The following is an 11758-nucleotide window of genomic DNA, read 5'->3' as shown; positions in this document are numbered from 1 at the left end:
TCATATAATGATTTGCCCTAAAGTTCAAATCAACGTAGAATAAGTTACAAAACAAATCCCTATGAATAAAGGAGCCTGTTATGTCTCTAAACCGCAGACTCATTACCGACCAGGACTTTCAGGAAGCCATGGACCGGCAGGTGAAAATCCGTGTTTTCCAAAATGATCATATCGTTGATTCCGGCGGACTTATTATCCGCTTCGACGAGTCCACCGTAGTCGTACAATCCGGCGTAAGCGACCTGTCATATCATCAAAGAAACCAATGCGAATTTTTCGATATTCGAAAGCGTTAAGCCAGCCTATAGCGAAGGAGGCGCGGTTATGAGCCATCCAAAAAACGCCGTAAGGAAAGCCATCATTATCGGAGCCGGCATCGGCGGCTTGTCTGCCGCAATCGCACTGGCCCAAGCAGGCTGGGACGTTGAGATTTACGAGCGAGCGCAAGCTTTAACGGGAACCGGTGCGGGCATCGTACTGGCTGCCAATGCCATGAGGGCGCTCCACAAGCTGCATGCAGATCAGGAAGTCCGGCGGCTCGGTGCCCCGGTGAGGCAGGCTCTCATTCATTCCTGGAATGGCTCATTGCTCACCCGTCTTCCTGTAGAGGAACAGGCTCGCCGGTACGGCACCTACAGCTACCTTATCCATAGAGCGGATCTGCAAGCCAGCCTTGTGCATTCGATTCCCCCCCACCGCTTGCATCTAAGCCATGGGCTTGTTCGATGGGAACAGCACAATACCCATGTTACGGCTGTCTTCGACAACGGTGTCGTGGTAACAGCCGATGTCCTGGTTGGTGCCGATGGACTGCACTCCTCAGTCAGAAGCCAGCTTCCATTCCCGTCAGGGAAGCTTCGATATTCCGGATATACGGCGCTTCGCGGTATTACCGAGCTTTCCCGCAACCGCTTCTCCCTAGCTAGCGGGGGAGGCTTCGAAGCGTGGGGCTCAGGTAAGCGGTTCGGCTTGTCCGCCATCGGACAAGGGCGATACTTCTGGTTCGCCGCGATCACTTCTCCGGAAGGAACGGCTCCGGCTGCTTCCGAACGCCGCCAATGGGCGCTTGAACACTTCAACGGCTGGATGAAGCCGATTCAAGAGGTTATAGCCTCCACAGATCCCGACGTTATTTTATCCCACGATATATATGACCGTCCCCCGCTTCCCGGCTGGAGTCACGGACGAGTTACACTGCTTGGCGACGCCGCTCACCCGATGCTTCCGAATCTGGGGCAAGGGGGTGCACAAGCAATGGAGGACGCATTAGAATTAGCAAGATGCTTGTCTCAGGACAATCCGGACATCCCCGAGGCACTGAAACAGTATGAGGGCAACCGCATCTCCCGGACAACGAAAGTCGTACGGCACTCCCGACGAATGGCACGGATGGTGCAGTTAACTTCCCCAGCAGGCATCTTTCTGCGGAACACCCTTCTTCGTCTTACGCCTTCAAGCATTACTGCACAACAATTACACTGGCTGCTCGGGTACGAGCCTTGACACTTGGCCCGAGTCCTACCCTTCTATCCTTAGGAAGCACTCTGTAGAATCTTCTCCTCTAAATTCTCACGAATCATTTGTATGCGCTGCCTTACGTAAAAGTCATATACCGCCCCTTGCAGCTCCTTGAGAGGTACCCGCAGCTCGGTGTGGTTATCAACGATGGTCAGAGTACCGTTGCCATAGAACGTAAACGTCACATCCATAAAGCGGCTTGGCATTTGATCGAGCAACGCGTCCGCCTGGTCCTCCGTCATGCTCTCATTGCTCGTTAGCAGCAGCTTCCTGCGGTAATCCCGCTCAATAAATCGCACAATTTTAACTTTCATCGTCAACACCCCTCTCAAGTTATCGAACATTTGTTCTTGTCCCCATTATACAGAACGCACGTTCCCTTTTCAAGCCGTTTATAGGAATTTTTTTGAAGCAGGCTGATTTACGAATTAAAAAGACCCGTTACCGACAGAAACTGATCCTCTGCCGAACAACAGGTCTCCTTATTATATTATTGGCGTCTCCAGATGAAGCTCCAGCAGCTTGCCGTCCGAACGAATAAACCCGTTCTGCAGCTGCACCTCCTGCGCCTGATCCTTCCCGACGAATGCCTCCAGCCGCTGCTCCAGCAAATTTTCCGGCGAGAAAGCATTGGCAAGCCTAAGTATCGTCTTCACGGTATCCGCATCGTTCGATTGGGAAGCAATATTCAGCACAAGCCGATTCCCCTCCACCGACAGCAATCCGCTGAGTCCTCTTGCATTCTTGAAGGAAATGCCGTTCTCCTGATAGCCGATCTCCAGATTCAGCTCCTTCAGAAGGCCGATGACACCGGCTCCGCCCTTCACCAGCACCTCATTCACCTGTTCTATGGAGGATACGCTTTTCCCCGCCGCCTCCTTAAGCTCTACTACCGCCGTGCTGACCTGCTCTTTTACTTGATTCAACCGCTCGAGCCCTTCCGAACAGCCCGTCGCCGTAACCAGCAGCCAGAGCGCCGCCGTGCCGTACAGCAGCTTCCTCAAATTCTTCGACGTCATCACACTCCTCCTTTCCTTTTCACCAAGATTCTCGTATCATACTATACGCACAGAAACGCGGACGGTTGTTAAATCGCGCGATCTTCATAATTTTGTAAGGAATTTGAGCAGTAATTCGTTAGCACTATCCTTTACTATTAAGCACGAGGTGAAAACGACTTGCATACATACAATGTTCTCGTTGTTGATGACGAGACGGAAATTCAAGAGGCTATCGAAATTTATTTGAAAAATGAAGGCATGAACGTATTCCGCGCAAACCATGGACTGGAAGCACTCGAGGTGCTTGAGCGGGAGGACATTCACCTTATCATTCTGGACATCATGATGCCCAAGCTGGACGGAATTAAGACCACGTTCAAAATCAGGGAAAGCCGCAATATTCCGATTCTCATGCTCTCCGCCAAAACAGAGGATGCCGACAAAGTACTTGGGTTGAACGTCGGAGCCGACGATTACCTGGCCAAGCCCTTTAACCCGCTTGAGCTCGTAGCCAGGGTAAAATCTCAGCTCCGCAGGTATACCCATTTCGGCAATTACAAGCAGGAGGCGGACGAAATCCACGTGCGCGGCCTGACGTTGAACAAGCAAACGAAGACGGTATTTATTCACGATGAGGAGATTCGGTTAACGGCAACGGAGTACAAAATTTTGGAGCTTCTGATGGAGAACCGGGGCCGGGTGTTTTCCATTGACGAGATTTACGAGAAGGTTTGGAAGGAGCCGTATATCAATGCGGAGAATACCGTTGCCGTTCACGTTCGGCGCATACGGGAGAAGATTGAGATCAACCCGAAGGATCCGCAATATTTAAAGGTGGTGTGGGGCATTGGCTACAAAATCGAAAAATAACCGCTTCGCTTACGCAGCGTGGCTGTTGCTTACAAGCTGTTCTCTGCTTGCCGTCCTGACGGCATGGGATATTTTTCAGCATAGAGCTTTGTTTCATAAGGACTTTTATTTTCATAGTCAAGCTTTTCAGAATCAGCTTTCAACCCATTACAACTTGATCAAGTATATTCATGTTACGCACAAAAATTATTCGGAGTGGACCGCCGCGGACAAGATCGGGCAGGACCGCCTGACCCGGATGGAGCAGCATTACAGCAGTCTCCGAAAGCAGAAAGAGAATGAGCTTGCCGGCGAGTATCGTGAGAAGCGTACCGAAGCCCGCAGCAAAGGTGCCGCCGAGGGGCTAGCCCGCCTTGAGCAAGAGGAAACGCAGAAAGCGGTTGAGGCTCTCCGCCTCATTGATCAGCAGCTCGAGAAGGAGAAGCAGCGGATCGTAGACTACCAGGACGGGGAGTACCGCGATATCCGAAGAAGTCTGGAGCAGCGCAGCCAGAGCTTGCACTATTATTTGAAGGACCGTTTATCCGGCGAGGTCTACACCAATCTGCCTTCGGCGCCGAATGGACCACAATTGAAGGATGCCTTGTACGCCATGTCCTTTCCGGGCAGCTATCCGCAGCAGCCGTTCCTCCAGGCAATCGGTAACGAACTGAAGCAGCGGCAATTGGAGGGCTGGCTGATCATTCCGAGTACGGATATAGGCTACAACCAGTTTCGGGTGGACATTGCTTACTACGATTCCGTTCGCGAGAGATTGATGAAGGAATTGATACTGCTGGCGGCAGCGGTCCTCATCGCCGTCTCGACCTACCTATATATGCGTAAAACTGGTTTAGGTCAGCAAAACGAAACGGAGCGGCTATCGCAGCGTCTCGAGCAGATCCCGATCGATTTGCGTTATGCCATTCCACTCGTTATGGCGGCACTAACCTTCGGACTTGCTTCCCCTTCGGCGATTTTCAGGCTTCCTGTATCGGGGATGCAGCTTGTATCTTTCTTGCTTCCGCTGTTGATGGTCCTATGCTTATTGCTGTACACGCAGCACACCCGGGATCTCTTACGCAACCGGGAGGAGCTCATCCGACAGTGCAAAGCCAGCTTGACCGGAAGAGCCTTTGAGCTGGTCCGCTCGAGCTTAGCCTACAAGAAAATCATGTATAAAGCGGCGCTCCTGTTCATTCTGACCGCCTTGCTCGGCTTCATCGCCGTTCTGCTTATCATTGCTTTGGATGACGGAGCCGGGGGGCTGGCAGCGATTTGTTCCCTGTACTTCGGCTTTTATCTTCTTATCGTCGTGCCCTATGTGATGAAACGGATCGCAGCCCTGCATGCGATTTTTACAGGGGCGGAAGCTGTAGCGGCGGGCGATTTGCATCACACTGTAAAGTTCTCCGGCAGCGGCAACCTGCAGCAGCTTGCCCATCATTTGAACAGCATGCAGCACGGATTTAGGAAAGCGCTGGACAGTCAGATGAGAAGCGAACGACTGAAGGCCGAGCTCATTACCAATGTCTCGCATGATCTTAAGACACCGTTAACCTCCATCATTAATTATATAAATTTGCTGAAGAACGAAGAGCTGACCCAAGAGCAGACCGTGCGCTATATCGAGGTGCTGGATCGGAAAACGGACCGGCTGAAGGTGCTCATTGAGGATTTGTTCGAAGCATCCAAGATGGCCAGCGGCGCCGTTGAGCTGCAGCTGGAGAAGGTCAACGTCAGCTCGCTGCTCAGCCAAGCTTTAGCCGAATTCAGCGACCGGTTCGCCGCCTCAAACTTGACCTTCAAAGTACAGGTGCCCGATCACAAGGTGTACGCTACTCTGGACGGCAAGAAGACATGGCGTGTATTCGAGAATTTGATCGGAAACGCTCTAAAGTATGCAATGCCGAATACCAGGGTGCACCTGACGTTAGAGGAAACCGATACCTCCGTACTGTTCACGATCAAAAATGTATCGGCTTATCCTATCGACTTCGAGGCGGAGGAGCTGTTCGAGCGCTTTAAACGCGGCGATCAATCAAGACATACGGAAGGCTCCGGGCTGGGACTGGCTATCGCCAAAAGCATCGTCGACTTGCAAGGCGGCCGGCTGACGATCGAATTGGATGGAGACTATTTTAAGGCGATTGTCCAATTTGTAAAATAATGTGACCTTGCTCGTGCACGGCGCACGAAAGTGTCCGACTCGAGCTTTTTTATGAAATGGAGGTACATCCCTTTCAGCGTCCGGGTCCTGCTACAGTCACATTTCTGCAAATAAGCAACATTTTCCCACAATTGGCAACACAATAAGAGGATTTCTGCGTATATACAGCTTTCCTAGACCATTAGCCTCGATTCCAGCCGTTGCGCTCTCTCAAAGAAGCTTATCCTCACAAATCCCCTTCCGAACTGCAATTGGAATCATGGATTTCTGCACTTTTGCAGCTTTTCCTCCCTTGTTGGAACGTTTATGCCAAGTACAAACGAAAGGACTCTTCCTTGTAACTCGGAAGAGTCCTTTTTCTCGCATTATTTACCCAGCTGATGAATCGGATGGCCCAAAGCGCCTTCCGCCGCATCCATCACCATCTCGCCAAGCGTCGGGTGCGCGTGGATGGTAAGCGCGATGTCCTCAAGCGTAGCGCCCATTTCGATCCCGAGCGCGAGCTCGGCGATCAAGTTCGAGGCTTCCGCACCGACCACTTGCGCGCCGACCAGAATGCCGCTGTCCTTCTCCGCCACCAGCTTGACGAAGCCGTCCGTAGCGTTCATGGATTGCGCGCGGCCATTCGCTCCGTAAGGGAACTTGCCGACAACCACGCTCATGCCCTTCGCCTTTGCTTCCGTCTCGCTATAGCCTACGCCGGCAATTTCCGGATCGGAGAAGACGACGGCAGGAATCGCTTTGTAGTCCACTATGCTAGGCATGCCCGCAATGGATTCGGCCGCTACCTTCGCCTCATAGGAGGCCTTATGCGCAAGCGCAGGTCCCGCTACGATATCGCCGATCGCGTAAATATGCGGCACGCTGGTTTGGCACTTCTCGTTCACTTCGATCAAGCCGCGCTCGCCCACCTTCACTCCGGCGAGCTCCAGCGACAGATCTCCATCCGTGTTCGGACGGCGTCCGACGGTAACCAGTACGTACTGTGCCGTCACCTTCTTCTCTTCGCCCTTCACCGTGAACGTTACCGTAACGTCCTTATCCGTCTGCTCACAGCCTTGAGCCAGAGCTTCGGTAAACACCTCTACGTTCGTCTTCTTCAGGTTGCGCGCTACCAGCTGTGTAAGCTCCTTCTCGAAGCCAGGAAGGATCGAATCCGAGCCTTCCAGCACAGTTACCTTCGTACCGAACTTGGAGAACGTCTGCCCAAGCTCGATGCCGATATAACCGCCGCCGATCACGACCATGCTCTCAGGAAGCTCCTGAAGTTCCAACGCCTCGGTCGAGGAGAGAACGCGTCCGCCGTAAGGGAACGTCTTCAGCTCGATAGGACGGGAGCCCGTAGCAATGATGCAGTGATTGAAGCGGTAGCGGGCCGTTTCATTATCATTGAACACACGGGCTTCATGGTCATTGATGAACAGAGCTTCACCGTGGAACACTTGAATCTTGTTGCCCTTCATCAGCCCGCCGACGCCGCCGGTTTGCTTCTTGATAATATTGCTTTTCCATTCCTGCACCTTGCCGAAATCCACTTTCACGTTCTCTGCACTGATACCGATGGAGCCTGCATGGCTCATCATTTCGTATTGATGAGCGGCAGAGATCAGCGCCTTGGACGGGATACAGCCGCGGTTCAAGCATACGCCGCCAAGCTCCGCCTTATCTACGATCAATACGCTCTTCCCGAGCTGGGAGGCCCGGATGGCCGCTACATAGCCGCCCGGACCCGCGCCGATAACCAGCACGTCAATTTCTACAGAAGCGTCTCCTACTACCATGGCCGGATTACACCTCCATTATGAGCAGCTCTGGATCTGCAAGCAGCTGCTTAATGTAATTCATAAAGTTTTGCGCCGTAGCACCGTCGATGATCCGGTGATCGAAGCTTAACGACAGGGCCATAACCGGTGCGATTACGATTTCCCCGTTTTTCACTACCGGCTTCTCGGTAATGCGTCCGGTTCCGAGGATGGCTACCTCAGGGAAGTTGATCACCGGAGTGAAGAACATGCCGCCTGCGGAGCCGATATTGGTAATCGTCAGCGTAGAGCCCTTCAGCTCTGCCGGACCGAGCTTGCCGTCACGGCCGCGGGTAGCGAGATCCTTGATCGCCGTAGCGATGGTCCAAATATTTTTGCGGTCGGCATCTTGGATCACCGGTACGATCAGACCGTTATCCGTATCCGTAGCGATTCCGATGTTATAGTACTTCTTGTAGACGATCTCCTGCTTCTCTTCGTCGATCATGGCGTTCATCACCGGGAACTCCCGTGCCGCTGCCACGAGCGCCTTCACGATGAACGGCAGGTACGTCAGCTTGATGCCCTTCTTCTCGGCCGTTGCTTTCGCGCGGCTGCGGAGTGCGACGAGCTGCGTGACGTCGACCTCGTCCATGAGCGTCACGTGCGGAGCCGTGTACACGCTCTTGACCATCGCATTCGCAATCGCCTTGCGAATGCCCTTCAACGGCACGCGCTCCTCAGCGCGCTCGCCGATCGTTACGGCAGCCGCCGACGCCGCTGCCGGAGCCGCTGCTGCCGGCGCTTCGCCCGCCGCAGCTGCCGCCGCCGGCGCTGCTGCACCGCCGCCGGCCGCAAAGGCCAGAACATCTTCGCGCGTTACGCGACCGTTACGACCGGTCGCAGGCACGCTAGCGATGTTCACGCCCTTCTCGCGTGCGAGTCTGCGCACGCTCGGGGTTGCCAGCACCTGGCCGCCCGCCGGTGCTGGAGCTGCCGCCGGAGCCGCACCGGTGTTCGCCGCCGGATTGCCTCCGGAGTTCGGCACAGGCGCTTCGCTTGCAGCCGGAGCCGGGGTGGTCGCCGGAGCCTCATGACCATGCGCCTGCTGAGGCACCTCGCCTTCGACCTCAAGCACGGCGATCACATCGCCGATCGTACAAACCGTTCCCTCGCCAACCTTCAGCTCAACGATTTTACCGGCAACCGGAGAAGGAACCTCCACCGTCGATTTATCATTTTGCACGTCCATCAGGATCGTTTCGTCGTTTACCGTATCGCCTGGCTTTACATGCCATTTGACGATCTCGCCTTCATGAATCCCTTCGCCAAGCTCCGGGAACCGATATTCAAACTTCGCCATACCCGCAAACCTCCTAGTCTCCGTCAGCTTAGAAATCCAATACTTTATTCAATCCCGCGATAATACGGGCAGGGTTCGGAAGCCATTGATCCTCAATCTGTGCGAAAGGATACACCGTGTCCGGAGGTGCGACGCGCAGCACCGGCGCTTCCAGATGAAGAATAGCCTGCTCGTTGATTTGAGCGATCACTTCAGCCGCAATACCGGCTGTCTTCTGCGCTTCCTGAACGACGATCGCGCGGTTGGTCTTCTTGATCGATTCCACGATCGTTTCGATATCAAGAGGCATCAAGGTGCGCAGATCGATGACCTCCACCTTCGCGCCGCGGGTTTTCTCGATTTCTTCCGCTGCCTTCAAGGAAGTGTGAACCATAGCGCCGTAAGTAATGATCGTTGCGTCCGTACCTTCGCGCACTACATTTGCCTTACCGATCGGCACCGTGTATTCACCCTCCGGCACTTCGGCACGGAACGAGCGGTACAGGTTCAAGTGCTCCATGAACACAACCGGATCGTTGTCGCGGATAGCGGAGATGAGCAGCCCCTTCGCATCGTAAGGGTTGGACGGGACAACCACCTTCAGCCCCGGTGTTTGAACGAACAAGCCTTCCAGCGGATCCGTGTGCAGCTCAGCTGCCTTCACACCGCCGCCGAACGGCATACGAATGGTAATCGGCGCTTGATAGCGGCCGCCGGAACGGAAACGCATGCGGGCAGCCTGTACGGCGATCTGGTCGAACGCTTCGAACAAGAAGCCGACAAACTGAATTTCCATAATCGGACGGAAGCCCTGAATCGCCATACCTACAGCCATACCGCCGATCGCGGATTCGGCCAGAGGCGTGTCATATACTCGCTCTTCGCCGAATTCGCCTTGAAGTCCCTCGGTAGCGCGGAATACCCCGCCGACCTTACCGACGTCTTCCCCGAAAATCACTACGTTCGGATCGCGCTGCAGCTCGACGCGCATTGCATCCTTTATCGCTTGAATCATTGTCATTTGAGCCATGATTGCTATTCCTCCCTCTCCTGTGCCCTTACGCTAGGTAGTCCGCTTTTTGTTGTTCCAGATGCTTAGGTGTCGTCTCGAACATGCTGTCGATAAGGCCCGGAACGGTCATCTTCTCGGTTTCCTCGGCCTTCTTGATCTGCTCGGCTACGGTGTTCTTAGCATCTTCAACAACAGCCGCTTCTTCTTCGTCCGTCCACAAGCCCTTGCTTTGCAGATACAAGCGGAAGCGATGCAGCGGATCCTTCTGCTCCCACTCAGCCGTTTCTTCCTTCGTACGATACTTGGAAGGGTCATCACCGGACATGGAATGCGGCAGGAACCGGTAGGTCAATGCTTCGATCAGTGTCGCGCCTTCGCCGTTGCGTCCGCGCTCTGCAGCATCCTGAACGGCTTTGACTACAGCCAGAACGTCCATTCCGTCCACCTGCACACCGGCGATACCGGCAGCCAGCGCCTTATGCGCTACGGACTGGGCACCCGTTTGCTTCGCGAACGGCGTGGTGATGGCATAGCCGTTGTTTTGCACGACGAAAATGGCAGGCAGCTTGTAGGCACCCGCGAAGTTCAAGCCTTCGTAGAAATCGCCCTCGGAGGAACCGCCGTCACCGGTATACGTAATGGCCACACGCTTCTCGCCGCGTTTCTTGAACGCCATCGCAACGCCCATGGCATGAAGGATCTGAGCGCCGATGATGATCTGCGGCATCAGAACGTGCACGCCCTCAGGAATTTGTCCGCCATGCTGGTGTCCGCGGGAATACAGGAACGCCTGGTACATCGGCAGCCCGTGCCATACGATCTGAGGCATATCGCGGTAGCCCGGACAGACGAAATCATCTTGATTCAGGGCAAACTCACTGCCGATCATTGTTCCTTCCTGTCCGGATACCGGAGCATAGAAGCCGAGACGGCCTTGACGTGTCAGGTTCACCGCGCGCTGGTCCCAAGTTCGGGTAAACACCATGCGGCGCATCAGTTCTTTTAATTGATCATCCGAAAGGTTCGGCATCGCCTCTTGATTTACAACGGAGCCGTCCTCCCCCAGTATCTGCAGCGGGGTTACGTCCGGCGAAGTCACTACATATGGCTTGCTCATCGTATATTCACCTCTAGTTAGAATAGGTAACGAAAAACTTCTTTTTCTGTTATAGTAATATTATAAACCTGTTTTCGTGAATAACACAAGATAATACTTGTTTCATCCGCATTTATAACTTAATTATGTATATAACAGTTTCACAAAATATATAATACAGTTTGCATAGCTTACTTAGACAGCAGCACAGCTGGGAGCATCAGAATCCTTGAGCATCACTCAAAATATGTCGATTCTGCTGTTATAATACACAGGAGGTTTCTCTGATGGACGACAGCTTGTACTATAAAAGAACCATTGTCAAAGAACGGCTCGCTTCCGCCCTATTGGGCGAGGAACGTTCGCTTCGCGTCTTCTTGCCGCCGGGCTATAACGAGCTTGTCTCCTATCCTGTCATTTACTGTCAGGATGGAGAAGACTTTTTTAATTTCGGCAGAATCGTCACCACAATGAACCGGCTTATCTACGACGAAGGCGTGGAACCGGCCATCATCGTAGGAGTGGACGTCGACAAAGCTGTGAGAACTTCCGAATATGCTCCGGAAGGCAACCGCTTTTCGGCCTACTGTCGCTTTTTTGCCGAGGAGCTGATCCCTTTTCTGGAGAACAAATATCCCATCCGCCGGGAGCCTGCGAACCGTCTTCTTGCTGGTGATTCGCTGGGCGGCACCGTTTCCTTGCATCTTGCTCTAGATTATCCTAGCCTATTTCGGAAAGTAATATCCTTATCCGGCGCATTTTTACAAACAACGCAGGACCGGATTGCCATAGAAACCGACTTGTCAGACCTGCAGGTGGACATGGTCATCGGACTGGAGGAAACGGAGGTGCGCACGGAGCGAGGGAGCTTTGACTTCCTTGAGGCGAACCGAACGGCAAAAAAGCTCCTCGTATCGAGAAGCTGTCAGGTTCATTATGAAGAAAAGCCGGGGAAGCACCTATGGGGCTTCTGGCAAATTGAATTACCGGCGATGCTGATACGCATGCTTCGCTGATAGCCAGCTGCC

Annotated in this window: 11 protein-coding genes; 5 read left to right on the top strand and 6 right to left on the bottom strand. The window is 53.6% G+C overall.

What is annotated here, in order from left to right; translation table 11 throughout:
- The first annotated feature begins 80 nt into the window (after window positions 1-80).
- Window positions 81-296, top strand: a complete 216-nt coding sequence (locus QMO62_RS01075) for a hypothetical protein (protein ID WP_284638050.1) — start codon at window positions 81-83, stop codon at window positions 294-296.
- A gap of 28 nt (window positions 297-324) precedes the next feature.
- Window positions 325-1503, top strand: a complete 1179-nt coding sequence (locus QMO62_RS01070; RefSeq protein WP_284638049.1) for an FAD-dependent monooxygenase — start codon at window positions 325-327, stop codon at window positions 1501-1503.
- A gap of 29 nt (window positions 1504-1532) precedes the next feature.
- Here QMO62_RS01070 and QMO62_RS01065 read toward each other — a convergent pair whose 3' ends face one another.
- Together QMO62_RS01065 and QMO62_RS01060 are read right to left on the bottom strand one after the other, a co-directional pair.
- Entirely contained in the window at window positions 1533-1832 is a 300-nt protein-coding gene (locus QMO62_RS01065; RefSeq protein WP_284638047.1) for a hypothetical protein, read from the bottom strand.
- Window positions 1833-2003: 171 nt separating this feature from the next.
- Window positions 2004-2537 (bottom strand): hypothetical protein, encoded by a 534-nt coding sequence (locus QMO62_RS01060; protein WP_284638045.1) that lies wholly within the window; start codon window positions 2535-2537, stop codon window positions 2004-2006.
- Between the two features lie 159 nt (window positions 2538-2696).
- Here QMO62_RS01060 and QMO62_RS01055 point away from each other — a divergent pair, with 159 nt between their 5' ends.
- On the top strand, window positions 2697-3389 hold the full coding sequence (locus tag QMO62_RS01055; RefSeq protein WP_284638043.1) for a response regulator transcription factor: 693 nt from the start codon (window positions 2697-2699) through the stop codon (window positions 3387-3389).
- Window positions 3367-5538 carry a sensor histidine kinase gene (locus QMO62_RS01050; RefSeq protein WP_284638041.1) on the top strand — a complete coding sequence of 724 codons (2172 nt, stop codon included), beginning with the start codon at window positions 3367-3369 and terminating at the stop codon, window positions 5536-5538. The genes QMO62_RS01055 and QMO62_RS01050 overlap by 23 nt, the downstream gene beginning before the upstream one ends.
- A gap of 365 nt (window positions 5539-5903) precedes the next feature.
- Here the strand turns inward: QMO62_RS01050 and lpdA are convergent, their stop codons facing one another.
- The 4 genes from lpdA to pdhA are packed head-to-tail and all read right to left on the bottom strand — an operon-like array spanning window position 5904 to window position 10751.
- Entirely contained in the window at window positions 5904-7319 is a 1416-nt protein-coding gene (lpdA, locus tag QMO62_RS01045; RefSeq protein WP_284638039.1) for a dihydrolipoyl dehydrogenase, read from the bottom strand.
- Window positions 7320-7326: 7 nt separating this feature from the next.
- Window positions 7327-8643 carry a dihydrolipoamide acetyltransferase family protein gene (locus tag QMO62_RS01040; RefSeq protein WP_284638037.1) on the bottom strand — a complete coding sequence of 439 codons (1317 nt, stop codon included), beginning with the start codon at window positions 8641-8643 and terminating at the stop codon, window positions 7327-7329.
- 28 nt (window positions 8644-8671) lie between these two features.
- Window positions 8672-9652 carry an alpha-ketoacid dehydrogenase subunit beta gene (locus QMO62_RS01035; RefSeq protein ID WP_284638035.1) on the bottom strand — a complete coding sequence of 327 codons (981 nt, stop codon included), beginning with the start codon at window positions 9650-9652 and terminating at the stop codon, window positions 8672-8674.
- 28 nt (window positions 9653-9680) lie between these two features.
- On the bottom strand, window positions 9681-10751 hold the full coding sequence (pdhA, locus tag QMO62_RS01030) for a pyruvate dehydrogenase (acetyl-transferring) E1 component subunit alpha (protein ID WP_284638033.1): 1071 nt from the start codon (window positions 10749-10751) through the stop codon (window positions 9681-9683).
- A 266-nt stretch (window positions 10752-11017) separates the two neighbouring features.
- Between pdhA and QMO62_RS01025 the strand changes: the two genes are divergently transcribed.
- The gene (locus tag QMO62_RS01025; protein WP_284638031.1) at window positions 11018-11746 is read left to right on the top strand and encodes an alpha/beta hydrolase; all 729 of its coding nucleotides are present in this window, start codon (window positions 11018-11020) and stop codon (window positions 11744-11746) included.
- Window positions 11747-11758: the final 12 nt, after the last annotated feature.

Origin of the sequence: Paenibacillus silviterrae (assembly GCF_030167925.1) — a bacterium.
Lineage (GTDB): Bacteria > Bacillota > Bacilli > Paenibacillales > NBRC-103111 > Paenibacillus_G > Paenibacillus_G silviterrae.
Note: the sequence above shows the minus strand (reverse complement) of the source record. Positions and strands in the feature narration are given on the sequence as shown.

Excerpts from the sequence above, each read along its gene's own strand:
- QMO62_RS01075 (WP_284638050.1), top strand. The coding sequence starts at position 81 with ATGTCTCTAAACCGCAGACTCATTACCGACCAGGACTTTCAGGAAGCC.
- QMO62_RS01060 (WP_284638045.1), bottom strand. The coding sequence starts at position 2,537 with ATGACGTCGAAGAATTTGAGGAAGCTGCTGTACGGCACGGCGGCGCTC.
- QMO62_RS01035 (WP_284638035.1), bottom strand. The coding sequence starts at position 9,652 with ATGGCTCAAATGACAATGATTCAAGCGATAAAGGATGCAATGCGCGTC.
- lpdA (WP_284638039.1), bottom strand. The coding sequence starts at position 7,319 with ATGGTAGTAGGAGACGCTTCTGTAGAAATTGACGTGCTGGTTATCGGC.
- QMO62_RS01040 (WP_284638037.1), bottom strand. The coding sequence starts at position 8,643 with ATGGCGAAGTTTGAATATCGGTTCCCGGAGCTTGGCGAAGGGATTCAT.
- QMO62_RS01065 (WP_284638047.1), bottom strand. The coding sequence starts at position 1,832 with ATGAAAGTTAAAATTGTGCGATTTATTGAGCGGGATTACCGCAGGAAG.
- QMO62_RS01070 (WP_284638049.1), top strand. The coding sequence starts at position 325 with ATGAGCCATCCAAAAAACGCCGTAAGGAAAGCCATCATTATCGGAGCC.
- pdhA (WP_284638033.1), bottom strand. The coding sequence starts at position 10,751 with ATGAGCAAGCCATATGTAGTGACTTCGCCGGACGTAACCCCGCTGCAG.
- QMO62_RS01025 (WP_284638031.1), top strand. The coding sequence starts at position 11,018 with ATGGACGACAGCTTGTACTATAAAAGAACCATTGTCAAAGAACGGCTC.